The 20,506-nt window shown below is 35.8% G+C and carries 15 protein-coding genes; 8 read left to right on the top strand and 7 right to left on the bottom strand.

The features are described 5' to 3' along the window. Positions 1–177: 177 nt before the first annotated feature. Positions 178–1,002: a glutamate racemase gene (gene murI, locus ACGH6S_RS02500; protein ID WP_411578252.1), complete on the bottom strand. Its 825-nt coding sequence runs from the start codon at positions 1,000–1,002 to the stop codon at positions 178–180. A 213-nt stretch (positions 1,003–1,215) separates the two neighbouring features. Between murI and metK the strand changes: the two genes are divergently transcribed. Genes metK through ACGH6S_RS02520 form a run of 4 tightly spaced genes read left to right on the top strand, consistent with a single transcriptional unit; the run spans position 1,216 to position 4,334 of the window. Continuing rightward, positions 1,216–2,367, top strand: a complete 1,152-nt coding sequence (gene metK / locus ACGH6S_RS02505) for a methionine adenosyltransferase (RefSeq protein WP_296300545.1) — start codon at positions 1,216–1,218, stop codon at positions 2,365–2,367. Next, positions 2,351–2,854 carry a SprT family zinc-dependent metalloprotease gene (locus ACGH6S_RS02510; RefSeq protein WP_034913345.1) on the top strand — a complete coding sequence of 168 codons (504 nt, stop codon included), beginning with the start codon at positions 2,351–2,353 and terminating at the stop codon, positions 2,852–2,854. Before metK ends, ACGH6S_RS02510 begins: the two co-directional genes overlap by 17 nt. 14 nt (positions 2,855–2,868) lie before the next feature. Then, positions 2,869–3,486, top strand: coding sequence for a hypothetical protein (locus ACGH6S_RS02515; RefSeq protein ID WP_085165635.1), 618 nt, complete (start codon positions 2,869–2,871; stop codon positions 3,484–3,486). After that, entirely contained in the window at positions 3,480–4,334 is an 855-nt protein-coding gene (locus ACGH6S_RS02520) for a 23S rRNA (adenine(2030)-N(6))-methyltransferase RlmJ (RefSeq protein WP_296300543.1), read from the top strand. The genes ACGH6S_RS02515 and ACGH6S_RS02520 overlap by 7 nt, the downstream gene beginning before the upstream one ends. Positions 4,335–4,402: 68 nt before the next feature. On the opposite strand, the gene ACGH6S_RS02525 is transcribed toward ACGH6S_RS02520, so the two are convergent. From ACGH6S_RS02525 to parE, 6 genes are all read right to left on the bottom strand, one after another. After that, positions 4,403–5,713 carry an NCS2 family permease gene (locus ACGH6S_RS02525; protein WP_411578253.1) on the bottom strand — a complete coding sequence of 437 codons (1,311 nt, stop codon included), beginning with the start codon at positions 5,711–5,713 and terminating at the stop codon, positions 4,403–4,405. A gap of 199 nt (positions 5,714–5,912) precedes the next feature. Beyond that, positions 5,913–7,487, bottom strand: coding sequence for a TerC family protein (locus ACGH6S_RS02530; protein WP_034913350.1), 1,575 nt, complete (start codon positions 7,485–7,487; stop codon positions 5,913–5,915). Between the two features lie 142 nt (positions 7,488–7,629). Then, on the bottom strand, positions 7,630–9,072 hold the full coding sequence (locus tag ACGH6S_RS02535) for a TrkH family potassium uptake protein (RefSeq protein ID WP_065561201.1): 1,443 nt from the start codon (positions 9,070–9,072) through the stop codon (positions 7,630–7,632). 14 nt (positions 9,073–9,086) lie between these two features. Further along, positions 9,087–9,932: a co-chaperone DjlA gene (gene djlA, locus ACGH6S_RS02540; RefSeq protein WP_085165641.1), complete on the bottom strand. Its 846-nt coding sequence runs from the start codon at positions 9,930–9,932 to the stop codon at positions 9,087–9,089. Position 9,933: 1 nt separating this feature from the next. Next, positions 9,934–12,162, bottom strand: coding sequence for a DNA topoisomerase IV subunit A (gene parC, locus ACGH6S_RS02545; RefSeq protein WP_085165643.1), 2,229 nt, complete (start codon positions 12,160–12,162; stop codon positions 9,934–9,936). Positions 12,163–12,189: 27 nt separating this feature from the next. Beyond that, complete coding sequence (gene parE / locus ACGH6S_RS02550) at positions 12,190–14,079, bottom strand: DNA topoisomerase IV subunit B (protein WP_174799358.1); 1,890 nt, start codon at positions 14,077–14,079, stop codon at positions 12,190–12,192. Positions 14,080–14,620: 541 nt separating this feature from the next. Here parE and ACGH6S_RS02555 point away from each other — a divergent pair. From ACGH6S_RS02555 to ACGH6S_RS02570, 4 genes are all read left to right on the top strand, one after another. Continuing rightward, entirely contained in the window at positions 14,621–16,174 is a 1,554-nt protein-coding gene (locus ACGH6S_RS02555) for a hypothetical protein (protein WP_174799357.1), read from the top strand. 229 nt (positions 16,175–16,403) lie between these two features. Then, on the top strand, positions 16,404–18,857 hold the full coding sequence (locus ACGH6S_RS02560; RefSeq protein WP_411578254.1) for a DMSO/selenate family reductase complex A subunit: 2,454 nt from the start codon (positions 16,404–16,406) through the stop codon (positions 18,855–18,857). Positions 18,858–18,878: 21 nt separating this feature from the next. After that, complete coding sequence (locus tag ACGH6S_RS02565; protein ID WP_296300536.1) at positions 18,879–19,493, top strand: DMSO/selenate family reductase complex B subunit; 615 nt, start codon at positions 18,879–18,881, stop codon at positions 19,491–19,493. Beyond that, positions 19,490–20,335 (top strand): dimethyl sulfoxide reductase anchor subunit family protein, encoded by an 846-nt coding sequence (locus tag ACGH6S_RS02570; protein WP_174799354.1) that lies wholly within the window; start codon positions 19,490–19,492, stop codon positions 20,333–20,335. The genes ACGH6S_RS02565 and ACGH6S_RS02570 overlap by 4 nt, the downstream gene beginning before the upstream one ends. Positions 20,336–20,506 lie beyond the last annotated feature (171 nt).

The following is a 20,506-nucleotide window of genomic DNA, read 5'->3' on the forward strand; positions in this document are numbered from 1 at the left end:
CGTATACTACGCTAACCTTTTTTATTCGTCAAGATCTTTTTTAAAATTTTTGATCTCACTTAATCACCAACTCTTCGCCTGCTTGTCGCTGACTGCGTGTCAGTGGATGCGCATTATAGGGGCTTAAAATTTTTGTGCAAGCAAAAAAGATAAAATAGTTACCCGGTCGCGCAAGTTTTAATCTTCATAAACTTTAATGGCATGATATTTATTAAGATTATAATCAGATAGTTTTTCAATCAACTTTTCTACAGACTGAGTATAAACTGTACTTAATACAATATTTTCGGACGCAGAAGGAATTATTTGGTCCAGATTATATTTATCATTTAGTAAATTACAGACCCTTGTTGCAATCGCATAACCTGAATCTATTAGACTCGCCTGAGGAAAAAGCGTCTGTAATTCTGTTTTAATAAAAGGATAATGCGTACAACCTAAAACTATTGTATCGGGGATTATTTGTAGTCCAAGCCAAGGTTGCATTAGTTCTTTTAACTGTTTCATATCTACATTAATGCCTTGTAATTTATTTTCGGCTATAATTGCTAATTCCGATAAACCTAACATTTTAACAGTACAATGTGAAGCAAATTGCTGTATTAAATCGGTTATATAAGTTCTTTCAACTGTTGCCTTTGTTGCTAATAATCCTATACATTTATTTTTAGTAAGTAAGCTAGCTGGTTTAATCGCTGGTACAACACCAATAATAGGGAAAGAAAATTTAGCGCGCAAACTAGGTAAACAGATAGTACTAGCTGTATTACAAGCAATAACTGCTAAATCAATTGGATAAAATTTAGTAACAGCCTCAATGACAGAGTTCACTCTATTAATTAAAAACTCTGATGATTTATCACCATAAGGGAACATCTCATTATCGAATACATAGATATAGTGTGCATTAGGTATTTTATTGTAAATTTCATTATAAACAGATAAACCACCAATACCTGAATCAAATATTAACACTGAAGGAGATTGTTTTACGATATTCATTTTAGCTATAGGATATTAAATAATAAATTAGAAACGCGTCATATCGTAAATTGATTAAAAATTAATGCAAGTATTTTACCCAAGCTAATGTTGCATTTAGTTCCATAAATTATAAACTAGACGTCTAGACGGTAAAACTGCTAAAATAAATACTTACTAAAGCTAAATATTATATTTCGAATATTGTGCAAGAATAAGTTAAGGGGGTATTCTATGTCAGAGTTTCTATTTACTTCAGAATCTGTTTCAGAAGGTCATCCAGATAAAATTGCCGATCAGATATCTGATGCTGTACTTGATGCAATTTTAAAACAAGATCCGAAAGCGCGTGTTGCTTGCGAAACATATGTAAAAACCGGTATGGCCTTAGTTGGCGGTGAAATCACTACTTCAGCTTGGGTAGACATTGAAGAATTAACTCGAAAAACAATTAATGATATTGGATATACCAGTTCAGAAATGGGATTTGATGCAAATTCATGTGCGGTGCTTAATGCTATTGGTAAACAATCTCCGGATATCAATCAAGGAGTTGATCGAAACGATCCTCTAGAACAAGGTGCTGGTGACCAAGGTATTATGTTTGGTTATGCTACCAATGAAATGCCAAATCTAATGCCTGCTGCTATAAGCTATGCTCATGACTTAATGCGCCGCCAAGCAGAAGTTAGAAAAAATGGTACACTTCCTTGGTTAAGACCTGATGCAAAAAGCCAAGTAACATTAATTTACCAAGACGGTCAGATAAAAGGTGCTGATACAATCGTTCTATCAACTCAGCATTCAGAAGGTATTGAGCAAAAAGCATTACATGAAGCCGTCATGGAAGAAATCATTAAACCAACATTGCCAGCCGAATGGTTAACACCTAGAACAAAATACTTTATTAATCCAACTGGACGTTTTGTTATTGGTGGCCCTATGGGAGACTGTGGACTAACTGGACGCAAAATCATTGTCGATACGTACGGTGGAGCAGCTCATCATGGTGGTGGTGCCTTTTCTGGAAAAGATCCTTCGAAAGTTGACCGCTCAGCAGCTTATGCCGCACGCTATGTTGCAAAGAATATTGTTGCTGCAGGACTTGCTGACAGATGTGAATTACAAATATCTTATGCAATTGGTATTGCCAATCCTACATCAATCTATGTCAATACTTTCGGCACAGAAAAAATCCATCACGATAAAATTGTATCGCTTATTAAAGAATTCTTTGATTTAAGACCTTATGGATTGATCCAAATGCTTGAGCTAATTCAACCGATCTATCAACAAACTGCAAGTTACGGTCATTTTGGTCGAGATATATTCCCTTGGGAAAAAACTGATAAAGCGGCACTACTACGTGATGCAGCAGGACTATAAACGCATACCAATTTATTTACATAATCAAACTATGGCTTGTTTAAGAACTCACTTAATGCAAGCCAATCAACGTCTACATTCCCAATATAAAGAGCCTAAGATCATTTATAAACCCAAAGGCAGTATTGCTGGTAGTGCCTTTTTAACACGTTGGGAAATTCAACTTAATTCGATTATGTTGCTAGATAATGGTACTCAATTTATTGAGGAAGTTGTGCCTCACGAATTAGCACATCTCATTGTCTTTAAAGAGTTTGGCAAAGTAAAACCACATGGTAAAGAATGGCAATATATTATGTCAGAAATATTAGGAAAAATCCCTGCAACAACTCACCGTTTTCCTATTCAACGCAATACTTATTTATACTACTGTAGTTGTCAACAACATCAATTAACCTCAATAAGACACAACAAAATTCAAAATAATAAAACTAGTTATTTATGTCGTAAATGCGGTACTATACTCAAACTTAAAAGTGCCATTTAGTACTAAGATATTATATGTGTAAGTTAGATTTTCATTTTTACAAAAGTTCGTTATTAATTCTCACTCTTGGCATTATCCTATATATTACGGGAAATTGGTTTATACCTTTATACAATGGAATGACGGTTGTAGTGATTGAACATATTCAATCTCTCTTCTTATTATTTATGTGCTGTTATACCTATTATTATGCAAAACGAGGATCTGAACATTCTGAGCTTTATAGATTTTGGATTTGGACAATTTTCTGGTGGTTTATGCTTTTTGGTCGAGGAATTAGTTGGGGAAGAGACTTTTTCCCTGAGGTACCTCGTTTCTATTATAAAATCATTGCTAGTATATTAATAGCGATCCCAATACTAAGTATATTTTTACCCACGATTCGCCGAGAAATTGCTCGTCGCTACAAATACGAAAAAATACCATTTTGGCATATATTCTTTGCTTTTTTATTCTTAGGTATAGCTGATATTGCTGAACATCGCCGTATTGGACATGAATTTCTAGTTATAACAAAAGAGCGAAAAGATCTCATTGAAGAATTAATGGAAATTCCTTGTCTTCTTTGTTTATCCTTAATAACCTTTTATATGCAAAAAAATGAAAAAAAGAGAGTAGATTCCCTATGCTAAGCTACCGCCACAGTTACCATGCAGGAAATCATGCAGATGTATTAAAACATATTGTTTTAACATTATGTATTGAATCATTAAAGGAAAAAGAAAAGCCTTTTTTATATTTAGATACACACTCGGGGGCTGGACGATATCTATTAAGAAGTGAACATGCAGAAAAAACGGGTGAATATTTATCAGGAATTAATTTACTATGGCAACAATCTAATATTCCTGAATTGCTTAATACATACATATCGGTACTAAGACGTTATAATCCTTTTGAGGAAATAAAATATTATCCTGGTTCACCATTAATTGCGAAGCAATTATTACGTGAACAAGACAAGCTCAACCTTACAGAGTTACACCCAACTGATTACCCTTTATTAAAACAAGAATTTAGTAAAGATAAACGAACAAAAGTTTTACGTGAAGATGGATTTTCCCAATTAAAATCAAAGTTACCTCCACTATCTCGTCGTGGAATAATATTGATTGATCCTTCTTATGAAATTAAAGACGATTATAAAAAAATCCCTGCAGCATTATTTGAAGCATATAAACGTTTTGCAACAGGTGTTTACTTAATTTGGTATCCTGTGGTATCTCGTACACAAACTCAAAAAATGATTGATAATATTGTTAACTTAGGCATAAAACGAATTTCACAATTTGAGCTGGCAATAAAGCCTGATAATAACCAAAAAGGCATGACAGCATCAGGGATGATAGTAATTAACCCACCATGGAAATTACACGAACAAATGCATACAATTTTGCCATGGCTAAAAACAACACTAGACGTTGGAAAAACAGGAAATTTCATCATTAGAGAGCTAAATGGAGTTGATCCTTTATATTAACCATAAGTATCCAATGCGTTAATTTCTTGAAAAATTTCCCCATCGTAAGTAACGATGGGGAGTTGTTTTTAATGATGATCAATAAAAATAAATTTTAAAGCAAATAGTAAAGCAAAAATTATTACACAAAGATTTAATTGTTTAAATTTGCCAGTAAAGGTTTTTAACACTACATAAGAGATAAAACCTAGTGCAACCCCTTCAGTAATTGCAAAGGCAAATGGCATCATAATTGCTGTAATAAAAGCTGGTGTTGCCTCTGTTAAGTCAGACCAGTTAACTTTAACTAAGCTTGAAACCATTAAGATCCCAACAAAGATAAGTGCGCCTGATGTTGCATAGGTAGGTACTAAATGTGCCAGTGGCGAGAAAAAGGCTACCAATAAGAATAATAGTCCAACTACTACTGCGGTTAATCCTGTTCGACCACCCACAGAGATACCTGCGGAACTTTCAATATAGGTTAACACTGATGATGTACCAAATAATCCACCTAAAGATGAGCTAAAACTATCAATTAACAGCGCTTGACGCATTTTGGGGAATCGACCTTTTTCGTCACTAATGCCTGCTTTATCTGTTAGTGCTAAAATAGTGCCTGATGAGTCGAATAAGCTGACAATCATTATTGAAAAAATAACGCCCATGATACCGATATTAAGCGAACCTGCTAAATCTACATGACCAACAACGCTAGTTACACTTGGTGGCATAGATATAATACCTTGGTAAGTGATATTTGGATCGAGCCATAGTGCTAATAAAGTTACAACTAAAATTGAAATTAATACTGCTGCATGAAAGTTACGAGCCGCTAAAATGACAATGATGAAAAAACCTAGTGATCCTAATAGGACTTTAAGCGATAAGATATTCCCCATAGTTAATAGTGTGGAAGGAGAAGCGACTACAATGCCCATATTTTGAAATCCCATAAAAGCAATAAATAGTCCAATACCTGCACTAATACCTACACGTAAGCATTGTGGAATGTGTTCAATTAACCAGTGACGAACTTTAAATAGTGATAACGCAAAAAAGACTAATGACCCCCAAAATATGGCTCCCATACCGACTTGCCAAGAGTAGCCCATTGCACCACAGACGCCATAAGCAAAGAAGACGTTCAGCCCCATTGCCGGTGCAAGTGCTATTGGTAAGTTAGCAAATAAGCCCATTAAAATCGTTGCCAATGCAGTAATTACACAAGTTAGTACAAACACCGCAGATTTATCCATGCCAGTTGCAGATAGAATCGATGGATTAACAAAGATGATATAAACCATTGTTAAAAAGGTAGTACAACCAGCGATAATTTCAGTACCGATAGTTGTTTTTTTCTCTTTCAATTGAAAGGTTTTTTCGAATATTGACTTCATAAGTTTAGGCCTAATTTAGATTGATAAGTAAGAGTAAAAGTTTATAAACAGTTTTACCTATTTTTTACTAAAGGGGAAAAATAAAAAAGATGAGGAGTATTTACTCCGCACCTTCAAATAAACAAAAATTTTTCAGCGTCAATTATTGCTAGTTATTTATTTTGGTCAAGCGTTATTCTAGTTATTTCTCTTTGCTGTATTATAATGCTACAGAATCAGGTTTATTTAACGTGATTTTTACTTTAAGAATTCTATGACTTTCTATTTCAGCTACTTCAAATAAATAATCGCCAATTTGCAAGGTTTCACCAACATTGAGTAAATGTTGAGCTTTTTCCATTAATAGCCCCGCTAGGGTATGATATTCACGTTTATCATCGATCGGTATTGGTACAAAACGGACTAGCTCTTCAACTGGAATATAACCATTAGCAATCCAGCTATTATCATCTAGACATTGAATATCATGTTTAGCATCAATTTCCTCTTCTTCTGTTGGAAAATCACCAGCAATGGTTTCGATAATATCTGTTACCGAGACAACCCCTTGCATTGAACCAAATTCATCAACCACAAAAGCAAAATGAGTTTTGGCCTTTTTAAATTGTTCTAATGCAACCAGTAACGATACGGTTTCTGGAAAGATTAAAGGTTGTTTGATTAGTGAGTGTATATCGATCGGTGCTTTGCTTTGTAGTACATCTTTTAAAAGGTCATTAACTTGGATAATGCCTAAAGGCTCATCAATTGAGTCATTATCAGTGACAACTAAACGAGAATGAGGATTATCAAAGATTTCTTTTATTATAACATCACGATCGTCATTAATATTGACCATATCAACATCAAGTCGAGATGTCATAATGCTACTGACCGAACGCTGTGCAAGTCCAAGTACTCGTTCAACCATGCTGAGTTCTTGATGATTAAACACTGATACTTTTTTATTAGCATCAGATACGATATCAATATTATGAGTATCGGGATCTTCCTCAGCATCACCTTTTAGTAGATGTAAAATAGCTTCGGCAGTACGTTCTCGTAACGGTTTTTTATTTAATGCTTTACGGCGATTTAGTATGGCTAATTGATTAAAAAATTCAATCATGATTGAGAAACCGATCGCCGCATATAAGTAACCTTTTGGGATAATAAAATCAAAACCTTCGGCAACAAGGCTAAATCCTATCATTAATAAGAAGCTCAAACATAGGATCACAATGGTTGGATGGGCGTTGACAAAATTAGCCAATGGTTTGCTTGCAACCATCATAATACCTATTGCTATACAAACGGCAATAATCATCACTGGGATATGTTCGACCATTCCAACAGCTGTAATAACTGAATCAAGCGAGAACACTGCATCAAGTACAACTATCTGAGCAACGACAGTCCAGAAGTGGGATGTCTTTTTAGGTTTACCATCCTCATTTGATGTGCCTTCAAGGCGTTCATTGAGCTCCATGGTAGCTTTAAATAGCAAGAATATACCACCAATTAGCATAATTAGTTGTCGGGCATTAAAACTGATCTCGGATATCGAAAATAGCGGTGTAGTGAGTGTGACTAACCAACCCGTAAACATTAATAATAAAATTCGAGTGATTAATGCAAAAGCAAGACCGGTAACGCGGGCTTTATCTCGTTGTTGGGGTGGAAGTTTCTCGGCAAGAATGGCTATAAAAACAATGTTATCAATACCAAGGACGATTTCAAGTACAACCAGAGTGGATAAGCCAATCCAGATTGTAGGATCCATGATCCATTCCATATGTCAGGTGATTACCTCTAATAAATACAGCACATGCTGCGTTGTAATTCTGTCTGTAATTGAGCAAATAATCAATAAAATATTTATAAAAATTGCATATCCTGTTAAAAACTTTCAGGTAACTATGTGTTTCAGTATAAATTTAGCTTTTCCAAAATGTTGGTGTGAATAAAACTAGTAAGGTAAATATTTCTAATCGCCCAAATAACATGTCAACCACCATTACCCATTTTACTATATCACTGACACTAGCAAAATTATCACTTACACTACCAAGACCAACCCCTAAATTGTTAAGTGATGATGCTACTATGTAAAAAGAGTCAGTGGCATCAATGCCTGTTGCCATAATAATAAATAAGCTAACTAAAAAGACCAACGTATATGCAGAAAAGAATCCCCAAATCGCTTCGATTATGCGTTCAGAAACCACGCGATTATTTAATTTTAAAGTATAAATAGCGTTAGGATGAATAAGGCGCTTTAGTTCACGTGAGCCTTGCATAAACAAAATTAACACACGAACCACTTTTAAACCGCCACCCGTTGATCCCGCACAACCACCAATAAATGAAGCGCACAATAAAAAGATTGGTAATGATGATGGCCATGTGTTGATATCATCGACACTAAAGCCTGCTGTTGATGATATGGATACCACTTGTAAAATAATTTTATCAATGCTCAGGCGGTGTGGTTTATAGAAATAAATAACAATTGTGCAGATAGCAACTAGTATCAGTAGAATAAATATAAATGTTCTGAACTCTTGATCACGCCAGTACTCTTTAATCGAAAAGCCACTTAGTGCGGCAAAATGGAGCGCAAAATTACAGCCGGATAAAATCAAAAAGAGGGTGACGATGTAATTGATTACCGGACTATTAAAATAGGCTAAATTATCATCATGGGTTGAAAACCCTCCCATTGATATTGTAGAGAAACTATGTGACACAGCATCAAATACATTCATACCAGCCAGCCAGAGACAAATAGCACAAAGCGTTGTTAGCAAAATATAAATTGACCAAAGTGTTTTAGCTGTTTCAGCAATACGTGGACGCATTTTACTGTCTTTTTGCGGACCGGGAATTTCGGCACGATAAAGTTGCATTCCCCCTACCCCCAGTAATGGTAAGATAGCAACAGCTAGCACGATAATCCCCATCCCTCCAAGCCATTGCAATAATTGGCGATAGAAAAGTAAAGCTTTAGGTAGATGATCTAACTTAACAATTGTGGTGGCACCTGTTGTGGTTAAGCTTGAAAATGATTCAAAAAATGCAGTATTTAAATTTAAATTAATATGTGTATCAAAAATAAAAGGAAAAGCGCCAATTGATCCTAGAACAACCCAAAATAGTACGACGATAAAAAAGCCTTCACGTGTGCTCAGCTCGTGGCGATGATTACGATTAGGAAACCATAGTGCAATTCCTAAAATTAAGGCAACAAAAAAAGAGCGAACAAAAATTGCACCAGCCCCATCGCGATAGATTAATGCAACAAGTGCTGGTAATAACATGAATATCGATAATAGGGATACTAATAAACCGATAATTCGTAAAATTGATCGCCAATGCATCATGATGATAGTCTCTACTTAAATCCACGTGATGCTTTGATAAGATCATAGGCCGCTTGAATCTCTTGTGCACGTTTTTTGGCGGCTTCAAGCATCTCTTTCGGTAAGCCTTTCGATACTAACTTATCAGGATGATGCTCATTCATTAATTTACGATAAGCTCTTTTTATTTCTGAGATTTCAGCTGTAGCTGCAACACCTAAAATTTTGTAAGCATTTTGTAGGTCGGATTGTGGTGAGCGACCTTGATAATTTCCATAATTATTACTGCGTTGGTATTGGTCTCGTTGTCCGTATTGGTTACTATAGCCATTTTGACGGAAGTGATAACTTCCCATCATCATTTGGATATATATTGCCATTTGTTGACGTGGAATATTAAATTCTTCAGCCACAATAAATAAAATTTGTTGTTCTTTTTCGTCTAAAACGCCATCAACTAATGCGGCTTGGATCAATTGCTCACAAAAAATATTTAACACATTACGTCGAAAACGATATTGTGCGTATAGCTCAGCCAAACGAGATCTTAGTGGGTAGTCACTTGCTTTACCATTATTAAATGAATCTTGTGCTAGTTTTCGGCCGTTTCGGTCAAGTTGTAATCTATCCATAAATTGACTGGCAAGATTAATATCATCTTGTGTAACGACCCCTTTAGCTTTACTTAAGTGACCTAGAACTTCAAAAACAACAGTTAAATAAAGTGTTGGATTTGCTTGTGTTCTTTGTTCGGTCAATTTATTACAAAACATGCGGTAAAGCATTGGCCCAACAAAAAGCCCAAGAATAAATCCCCATCCTGTTTTTAATACAGTGCTCAAAACAAAGCCTGCAATTATTGCCCAGATAAAAGACATATTATTCGTTCACCTCTATTTTATCTATCTTTTGTAAACCTCTCGGTAATGGTGTACCTTTTCGTGCTCGCTCTGCCTTAAATTTTTGTAAATCAGCAGGATATAATGTAAGTTTGCGTTTACCAACATATAACGTTATTGAAGTGTCTTGTGTAATTAATAGAGTATAAGTAAGGCAGTCATCAGCACCTGAAAGTGATACTATTTTATTTCCTTTACCTTTAGCAAGTTCAGGTAAATCTTTTACAGGAAATATGAGCATTCGACCTGCTTTGGTGATTGATAGTAGTAAACTATCTTCAGATGTGATTTCAATTGGTGGCAATATTTTAGATTCTTTAGGCAAATTAATAATTGCTTTACCATTACGATTGCGAGCAATCAAATCACTAAATTTACCAATAAATCCATAACCAGCACTTGAAGCAAGTAATAATTTTTGATCATCATTTTGAGACATGAGCACATGTTCAACTGTTGCACCAGCGGGTAGTGCTAATTTACCAGTTAATGGTTCGCCTTGACTTCGTGCTGATGGTAACGTGTTTGGTTCTATAGCATAACTACGTCCCGTTGAATCGATGAAAATAACAGGTTGATTACTTTTGCCTTTGGCGGCAGCTTTAAAACTATCACCAGATTTATAACTTAAACCAGCAGGATCAATATCATGACCTTTTGCTGTTCTTACCCAACCCATTTCAGATAAAACGACAGTAACAGGTTCAGATGGTGTTAACTCTTGTTCACTAATAGCTTTAGCTTCACTGCGCTCAACAATTGGAGAACGACGGTCATCGCCATATTTTTCAGCATCCTCTTTTAGCTCTTTTTTAATTAAATTACTCAATTTTTTAGGCGAAGCTAACAAAGCTTGCAGATGATCACGCTCTTTTGCAAGCTCACTTTGTTCGCCTTTAATGCGCATCTCTTCAAGTTTGGCTAAGTGGCGAAGTTTTAACTCTAAAATCGCTTCGGCTTGAATTTCAGTTAAGGCAAAACGATTAATTAATTCTTGTTTAGGTTCATCTTCGTGACGAATAATTTCGATAACTTCATCAATATTTAAAAAAGCAATTAATAAGCCATCGAGAATATGGAGTCGTTTTAATATTTTATCTAAACGGTAATTTAAACGTCGAGTGACGGTATTTTTTCGATACTCTAACCATTCAGTAAGAATTTCAACTAAGCCTTTTACTGATGGGCGATTATCAAGCCCAATCATATTCATATTAACCCGATAACTTTTTTCGAGATCGGTTGTGGCAAATAGATGATTCATCACTTGCTCTAAATCTACTCGATTTGAACGTGGCACAATGACCAGACGAGTTGGATTTTCGTGATCAGACTCATCACGTAAATCTTCAATTAAAGGTAGTTTTTTGGCTCGCATCTGAGAAGCTATTTGTTCTAAGATTTTAGCACCCGAAACTTGATGAGGCAGATCTGTAATTACAATATCACCTTCTTCTTTCTTCCAGACAGCACGCATACGGATTGAACCACGACCCGTTTTATAGATTTTCGCTATGTCTTCTGGTGAAGTAATAATTTCAGCTTCTGTTGGGAAATCGGGGCCTTGTATGTGAGCCATTACTTCGTTTAGCGTCGCATTGGGGTTATCAGCAAGCATAATTGCCGCATTCGCGACTTCACGAAGGTTATGAGGCGGTATATCAGTTGCCATGCCGACCGCGATACCTGTTGTACCATTTAATAAAATGTTGGGTAATCTAGCCGGTAACATTTTAGGTTCTTGTAAAGTACCATCAAAGTTAGGCGTATAATCAACCGTTCCTTGTCCTAGTTCACCTAATAGTAGTTCGGCATATTTTGACAAACGTGATTCAGTGTAACGCATAGCGGCGAATGATTTAGGATCATCAGGTGCCCCCCAGTTACCTTGCCCATCAACTAATGGATAGCGATATGAAAATGGTTGCGCCATGAGCACCATCGCTTCATAACAGGCACTATCACCATGAGGATGATATTTACCAAGCACATCCCCGACGGTACGCGCAGATTTTTTAAATTTGGCTTGTGCGTTAAGTCCTAATTCAGACATAGCATAAACAATGCGTCGTTGCACTGGTTTTAAGCCATCTCCAATAAATGGCAAGGCACGATCCATAATGACATACATTGAGTAGTTTAAATAGGCACTTTCGGTAAAAGTGCGTAACGACTGGATTTCTACTCCGTCATGAGTTATCTCACTCATTATTGTTCCTCTAAATCATTCTGTTTGTTAGACATCAAGTTCAACTTGATCGCCTTTTTCTTGTAACCATTCGCGGCGATCTTCTGAGCGTTTTTTAGCAAGTAGCATATCCATTAATGCCATCGTTTGCTCAGCATCATCAAGCGAAAGCTGTACTAAACGACGCGTATTGGGATCCATTGTTGTTTCGCGTAGTTGTAGTGGATTCATTTCACCTAGACCTTTAAAGCGCTGCACATTGGGCTTGCCTTTTTTACGTTTAAGCTGTTCTAAAATGCCTTCTTTTTCTTCTTCATCTAAGGCGTAATGAACTTCTTTTCCTAAATCGATGCGGTAAAGCGGCGGCATAGCAACAAAGACATGCCCATGTTCAACCATCGTACGAAAGTGCCGAACAAATAAAGCACAAAGTAATGTTGCAATATGTAGTCCATCTGAGTCAGCATCGGCTAAAATACAGATTTTACCATAACGTAATTGGCTTAAATCATCGCTATCTGGATCGATACCGATAGCAACAGAAATATCATGGATTTCTTGTGAGCCGAGTACTTCATCGGACGAGACTTCCCATGTATTTAAGATTTTGCCTTTAAGAGGCATAATGGCTTGATATTCACGATCTCGCGCTTGTTTAGCCGAACCTCCCGCAGAATCGCCTTCCACTAAAAACAGTTCAGTACGACTTAAGTCTTGTGATGAGCAATCAGCCAATTTGCCTGGTAATGCTGGACCACTGGTTAATTTCTTTCGAATGACTTTTTTGGACGCTTTTAAGCGTTTTTGTGCACATAAAATTACCATTTCAGCTAGTAATTCGGCTATTTGTACATTTTGATTCAACCAAAGACTAAACGCATCTTTCACAATAGCCGAAACAAATGCCGCACTTTGGCGCGATGATAAACGTTCTTTAGTTTGACCCGCAAACTGAGGCTCTTGCATTTTGACTGAAATAACATAGGCACAGCGTTCCCATATATCATCGGCGGTTAATTTTAATCCTCGTGGTAACAAATTGCGAAACTCACAAAACTCACGCATTGCGTCTAATAATCCTTGACGTAAACCATTAACATGGGTGCCACCTTGTACGGTTGGGATTAAGTTAACGTAACTTTCAGTTAATAATTCTCCACCTTCTGGCATCCAAAGCAGTGCCCATTCTACAGCTTCTGTTTCGCCAGTATGATTACCTGTAAAAGGCGTTTCAGGTAAAAGAGAGTAACCGCTGACAGATTCCATTAGATAATCTTTTAGGCCATCTTCATAACACCAACGTTGTTCGGTATTATTGATTTCATCTTTAAAAATAATTTCAAGGCCAGGGCAAAGTACCGCTTTAGCTTTTAGTAGATGTGATAAGCGTGGGACAGAAAATCTAGGCGAATCAAAATATTTTTCGTCAGGCCAAAAATGAACTTTGGTACCTGTATTACGACGACCACAAGTGCCCGTAATATGCAGATCTTCAACTTTATTACCGTTTTCAAAAGCTATTTCGTACACTTGTCCATCACGATGAACTGTAACTTCAACACGTTTTGATAATGCATTGACTACCGAAATACCTACACCGTGTAAACCACCTGAAAATTGGTAATTTTTGTTCGAGAACTTTCCGCCAGCATGTAAACGACAAAGCAATAATTCAATCGCTGGTACACCTTCTTCAGGGTGAATATCAACCGGCATTCCTCGCCCATCGTCGATAACTTCTAGTGAATTATCTTGAAAAAGGGTAACCTTAACTTTACGAGCATGACCTGCGATAGCTTCATCAACACTGTTATCAATGACTTCTTGCCCTAAATGGTTTGGTCGGCTTGTGTCAGTGTACATTCCTGGTCGATGACGAACTGGATCAAGGCCTTTTAATACTTCAATATCAACGGCATTATAAGTAGATTGTGACATAGTTTTTCTATTTATTCGAATAAATGACGGCTATTATACCAATCTTTGTTTAATAAGACCAAGGTCAATGGTGAAGGCGTTTGATTTGCAATGCTAAACTATATTTATCATAATAAATTAATCATAATGATTAAGGTGGACAACTTATTGAGAGTGAATCATTGGCGCTGTCCTTTAATTGAATTTTATACCTAAATCTCTATGTGCAAATAAATTCATAATGTATTGTTGATCGTGAATTACGGTTGATAATTTAATACCTAGAACAAGTGTTGTATTTATTTTTCGTTTTATATTGTCAATATAGTTTATAACAAAATCAACACCTTTAACAAATCTTAACGAATCTTAACAAAAGTTAATATTTTTTATCTTTAAATGATACTATTTCTTGTTTAAAATTAAATCAATATCCTCTTAATGGGTGATATTTTGTGCATTAATACTACAGAAACACCATTAATTAATGGTCAATAATAACTCAAATATTTAATTCTTTAAAATAATCGTAAATTCACAAAATAGAATAGGTAATGGTATAATGTCATTTAATCATACTTTTCAACAACCAAAAAATTTGATTTCTCTGAGATCGTTACTTTTTAATTGTAAGGTACAGCTATTTTATCCTCCATGTAAACACCTTCTTTCACTTATAAAATTTTTCTCTTCACGTTTAACTCTATTTACTTGTATTTATCTTCTTTTACCTGCAAATAGTGCAATCGCTTTATCAGCAACGACCAATAAAGTAATACGCGGTAGTGCGCCGTATTTAACGTTTGATGGTGGAGCAACCAAGGTAAAAAGCGTTGAAGGGTTGTTAGGCATAAAACTGCCGAATAGTAGCTATATACCACCAGGTATAAATAGCGCTCTTTACCCAAATGCAACGGTAGATACCTCAAATGCAAATAACCCAATAGAAATGCCAAATATAACCAACACTTTCGCCGATATTCAAACCATAGTGCCTATTTCAAATTATCCTAAAGTTTCGTTAACTAATTTGGTTAATGCTTATGGTCGAGATGATGACGGGGATGGTAGCATCAGTGCATCAGGTCAATTAACGATTAAATGGCAAGACAAAAATGGTAAAGACATTACTAATGAGGTTAAAAAACAACCAAATAAGCCATTAAATATTTGTAATGCACCTTATAAACTAACATTAACCGCAACTGATACTAGGTTACAGACAACGTATGGTATACCAGGAGAAAGTGAATTCTCTGGGGCTAGCCACTCATATTACATCAAACCCAATATCAATAAACCTTTGGTGTGTTATGCTCAACCTAATTTAAACTATGGTACGAACGAATATGCTGGTCCAGAGGAACAATGGGATCCAAATCATGGATTTAAAGTACAAGACCTTGGCAATGCATCAAAGAATTTCCCTACAACTGGAGCAAATAATTTATATTTTAAATTAATACTTGAAGGTATGACAGCAAGGCAAATGATTGCTATTAATGGCAATAAAGTAAATCCAGTATTAGGTAAGGGGATTACGCTATCATTGTCAGCTGAAAATAATGCATTAGAGGGTAATATTGTTCGGATAACCTTAAAAGGACCAACACAGAATTCGATAAATAAAACGTTTCACCCAGCAAGATTTGAACTTTATAGTGATAAAGCAAAAAAAAACTTGATTTATCAATTTAAAATAGAGCATTGGTTTATCGTAAAATCAGGGGATACAGGTCAAAATTTCAATAATGCGCTTTCGTTTTGTAAAAATCTTTCTTCACCACAAACGTATTTTGTCCCTGAAGTACAAGATTATACAAACGCAAATGGTTTTGGTTGGAACTTTGGGGTGCCAGGACAAGGCAATACGTATCAACGCAGAATTAGTTATTGGAATTCTTCTAATAATAAATGGGTTGGAGGATTGTTTAATGAATGGGGAATTATTTATGATTATCGTGATGCAGGTTGGGATTTTGGCGACTATTGGGTAATTAATGAATCTCAGGGTAAAAGATATAATGTTTTCGCTCAATTTGGTGATGTAGATTTTCTATTCAATCACCCTTCTAGTGACAGGGTTGCTTGTTTTACTTGGATGAGTGACTTTTAGAAAACACTGGATTATTTACACTTTATGGTTAGAATAACCCGTTAAAAACTCATAAAGCGTTTTCCCCGAAATCGCTTTATGGGGTTTAATCTTATATAATTCTAACAGCTATCTATTTAATCATCATTTCATTCGATTCTTATTAATTTAAACAGTTTTCGTTTTTAGTTTGTTTATTTCTTTTTTAGTATTATTATCAACAAATCCCATATTTATATCAGGGAATAATGTGAGTAAACTACAGAATAAAATAACCCGACGTAATTTTTTACAAAAATCATTAACTATAGCAGGTGTATCTGTACTAACGAATAATATACAATTGCCTTTTGTCTATGCAGAGCCAAACACCAATGCTAGAAGTAAGATAATCCTTACTAATTCCACAGATGAAGAAAAGATTGTTTATAGTGCTTGTTTAGTAAACTGTGGTAGCCGTTGTCCTTTAAAAGTTCATGTCAAAAACGATATTATTACTAAAATATCATCAGAAGATGGGATTAATGATTCCGTTTTTGGCTTGCATCAAATTCGCCCTTGTCTTCGTGGTAGATCTGTTCGTTGGCGAACTTATGATCCTGAACGTTTAAAGTATCCTATGCTACGCATTGGTAAACGTGGTGAGGGTAAATTTAAACGTATTTCATGGGATCAAGCCATTAGTCTACTAGCCAATAAACTTAAATATACCATTAATCAGTATGGCAATGAGGCAATTTATTACCAATATGGTTCAGGTACAACAGGAGCTAATCTTTCTGGGCGTAATGCATGTAAGCGTTTTTTAAGTACAATTGGTGGTTTTTTAAATTATCATGGCGATTATTCGAGTGGGCAGATTTCAGCTATTCGCCCTTATATTTTTGGTAATGCTAAGGATTCTTTACTTGATCAGATAAAGCATTCTGATTTAGTTGTGATGTTTGGACATAACATTGCCGAGACCCGAATGTCGGGTGGAGGGCAAGTTACAGAGCTTTTTCATGCATTAGAACAAAGTAATGCCCGGGTGATTATAATTGATCCCCGTCGCAGCGAAAGTGTGGTGGCGTATAATGCTGAGTGGATCCCGATAATTCCCGGTACCGATGCTGCGTTAGTTGCTGCTATTGGCTATGCTTTACTTGAAGAAAATCGTATTGATGATGCAATGCTCAATCAATATTGTGTTGGTTGGAACACTGAGTCATTGCCTGACAGTGCACCGCCTTTTAGTGATTTTAAATCTTATATTCTCGGATTGGGTAACGATAGAACGCCTAAAACACCAGAATGGGCAGCTAAAAAGACAGGTATTCCTGCGGAACAAATTCGTAAGCTAGCACTGGATATTGTTAACGCTAAAGCTGCATGGATTTCTCAAGGTTTTGGTGTACAGCGCTGGCAAAATGGCGAACATACCGCACGTGCGATTATGATGCTACCTATTATTACAGGACAATTTGGTAAACCTGGTACCAATATTGGGACGTGGGGTGGGAGTGTTATTTATCCTATACCTAGTTTTAACCTTCCAAATCCTGTTAAAACCAGTATTCCTTTCTTTCTATGGACGAAGGCAATTGAAGATGGGCCAAGTATGACAGCTAGAAATTCTTATCTCAAAGGTAAGGAGAAGTTGGATGTAGGTATTAAATTTATCTGGAATTATGCTGGTAATGTAATTGGCAATCAACATTCAGATCTAAATCGTACTCACCAAATTTTACAAGATGAATCTAAATGTGAATTTATTCTTGTTTGGGATACGCATATGACTGCATCAGCCAAATATGCTGATTTATTGCTGCCTGATGTTTCATCAGTTGAAAATAATGATTTGATTAATAACTCTTATTCATCTGGTGCGTATAGTTATTTAATTCGTATGCAACGTACAATTAATCCGCTTTGGGAAAACCGTGCAGCTTATGATGTATTAACCGATCTTTCTGAAAAGCTAGGCGTAAAAGATAAATTTACTGAAGGTCGTTCTCAAGATGAATGGATAGAATATTGTTATGAGCAATTGCGAAAAAATGAACCTAATTTACCTCCTTTTGCTGATACCTATGGTATGGGAGTAATTGAGCGTAGGCTTGCCGATAGTGATAAACAAATTGGTTTAAAAGCTTTTAGAGATGATCCTATTAAAAACCCATTAAACACGCCGTCGGGAAAAATAGAAATCTATTCAGAGGCATTAGCTAATATTGCCAACAAATGGGAGCTTGATGCCGAAGATGTTCTGTACCCAATTCCAGCATATTTGCCTGCTATCGAAGGGAGCGAAGATAAACCAAAACGTAAAAAATACCCGTTGCAACTTATTGGATTTCATACTAAAGGGCAATGCCATTCCTCTTATAGTAATTTGCCGCAATTGCGTGAAGCTGTTGCTAACAGCCTTTGGATTAATCCATTCGATGCCGAGCAAAGGCAGATTAAGCATAGGCAATTGGTCGAGGTTTATAACGATCGTGGTCGTTTGTATATTCCTGCTAAAGTTACGCCACGTATATTACCAGGAGTGATTGCGATTCCGCAAGGAATGTGGGCAAAAACCAATTCTATAGGGATTGATATTGGCGGATGTATTAATCGGTTAACATCATTGCGCCCAACAGTACTTGCAAAATCGAATCCGCAGCATACCAATCTGGTTGAAGTTAAACCATTATCGGTTTCAGGATTAACGTCGTAAATTAAAGAGCGGATAATAAAAATGCAATATGGATTTTATATTGATTCATCAAAATGTACCGGTTGCAAAACCTGTCAACTCAGTTGTAAAGACGAGAAAGACAATGCTTTAGGTGTTCATTTTCGCCGTGTTTATGAATATGGTGGAGGTACTTGGCAGTTGGTTGATGGTATGTGGCAAAACGATACCTTTGCCTATTATTTATCTATCTCGTGTAATCATTGTGAAGAACCAACTTGTGTACAAGGTTGCCCAACAGGTGCGATGCATAAACGAAAGCAAGATGGTTTAGTGGTTGTTAATCAAGATGTTTGTATTGGTTGTCGATATTGCGAAATGCGTTGTCCTTATGGAGCACCGCAATTTGATCATCAAAAAAAGGTCATGTCAAAATGTGATGGCTGTTATGAACGTGTAGCCGAAGGTTTAAAACCAGTATGCGTTGAATCTTGCCCTCAGCGTGCGTTAGATTTTGACGAAATTGAAAAACTACGTCACCGTTATGGTGATGAATGCAATATTGCACCACTACCAAGTTCACAGCTGACTAAACCTAATATTGTGATAAAACCACATGCACATGCTAAAGCATCTGGTGATACCTTAGGTAAAGTACTTAATCCTGAGGAGGTATGAGTTATATGCATGAATTACCATTGGTATTTTTTACGGTACTCGGTCAATTATCTGCTGGGATGGTGCTGATTGGTGGCATATCATCTTTAAGCCATTATTCATACAGTTTAATTAAGATAAATAAAATGAATATGGCGGCTCTGATTGTAATGGCTGTTGCAATGCTTATTGCTTCGCTACATTTAGGTCATCCTTTTCGGGCTCTTAATGTTATTTGGGGTATTGGTCGTTCGCCGATGAGCAATGAAATTTTTTCCTTTGGTCTCTTGTTTGGAATAACATTAGTATGTGTATTACTAACTTATTTTTCTTATCATAATGATGGTAAAAAATGGCTATTGGTCAACTCACTTTGTCAACGTATATATCAAATCCCCAATTTTTCTAAAATATTATCTTTATTGTTGATCTTTTTTAGTTTAATTTTTGTTTGGATGATTGCTCTTACTTATATGCTACCAACGGTTAAAACCTGGAATACCTATTACACAGCCATTCAGATGTATACCTCTATGCTAGTGTTAGGAGGAATTGTTGCAATAGTTTTTGGGATATATCGAATTGGCATAATTTCTTTCTTTATTGGAGTAATATCGATTCTGTTATTAAAAATTCCTTATATTAATTTAATAACCTCAGTATCACCTGAACTTACCCCAAAACAATATATTTGGATGTTAATTCAATGCCTATTATTAGTACTCGCACTTGTTTTAGTTTTTGTAAATATTTATCGATCTAAGCAATCAACAATAATTTACTCTGTTGCTTTTATTATTGTTTTATTTGCCGAGTTATGTGGGAGAATTGCGTTTTATAATTTATGGACTATTCAAATGTAAAATTAATAACATTTTAATGTTTTTAATAACAATAAAAACATACTATACAATAGGGACTGTTGATTTTTTTACAAAAAATAAACAGATATACTAGTGTCTTTCTATAAAAATAACGACTATCTTCTATAAATAATTAATACCAAGATCAAGCACTTATTGATAGCAAAAACT

The sequence above is a fragment of the Gilliamella sp. BG3 genome (assembly GCF_046635605.1).
Classification (GTDB): domain Bacteria; phylum Pseudomonadota; class Gammaproteobacteria; order Enterobacterales; family Orbaceae; genus Gilliamella; species Gilliamella bombi.

Bases quoted from the DNA above. Each gene is read 5' to 3' on its own strand.
- murI (WP_411578252.1), bottom strand. From the start codon at position 1,002: ATGAATATCGTAAAACAATCTCCTTCAGTGTTAATATTTGATTCAGGT.
- metK (WP_296300545.1), top strand. From the start codon at position 1,216: ATGTCAGAGTTTCTATTTACTTCAGAATCTGTTTCAGAAGGTCATCCA.
- ACGH6S_RS02510 (WP_034913345.1), top strand. From the start codon at position 2,351: ATGCAGCAGGACTATAAACGCATACCAATTTATTTACATAATCAAACT.
- ACGH6S_RS02515 (WP_085165635.1), top strand. From the start codon at position 2,869: ATGTGTAAGTTAGATTTTCATTTTTACAAAAGTTCGTTATTAATTCTC.
- ACGH6S_RS02520 (WP_296300543.1), top strand. From the start codon at position 3,480: ATGCTAAGCTACCGCCACAGTTACCATGCAGGAAATCATGCAGATGTA.
- ACGH6S_RS02525 (WP_411578253.1), bottom strand. From the start codon at position 5,713: ATGAAGTCAATATTCGAAAAAACCTTTCAATTGAAAGAGAAAAAAACA.
- ACGH6S_RS02530 (WP_034913350.1), bottom strand. From the start codon at position 7,487: ATGGAATGGATCATGGATCCTACAATCTGGATTGGCTTATCCACTCTG.
- ACGH6S_RS02535 (WP_065561201.1), bottom strand. From the start codon at position 9,072: ATGCATTGGCGATCAATTTTACGAATTATCGGTTTATTAGTATCCCTA.
- djlA (WP_085165641.1), bottom strand. From the start codon at position 9,932: ATGTCTTTTATCTGGGCAATAATTGCAGGCTTTGTTTTGAGCACTGTA.
- parC (WP_085165643.1), bottom strand. From the start codon at position 12,162: ATGAGTGAGATAACTCATGACGGAGTAGAAATCCAGTCGTTACGCACT.
- parE (WP_174799358.1), bottom strand. From the start codon at position 14,079: ATGTCACAATCTACTTATAATGCCGTTGATATTGAAGTATTAAAAGGC.
- ACGH6S_RS02555 (WP_174799357.1), top strand. From the start codon at position 14,621: ATGTCATTTAATCATACTTTTCAACAACCAAAAAATTTGATTTCTCTG.
- ACGH6S_RS02565 (WP_296300536.1), top strand. From the start codon at position 18,879: ATGCAATATGGATTTTATATTGATTCATCAAAATGTACCGGTTGCAAA.
- ACGH6S_RS02570 (WP_174799354.1), top strand. From the start codon at position 19,490: ATGAGTTATATGCATGAATTACCATTGGTATTTTTTACGGTACTCGGT.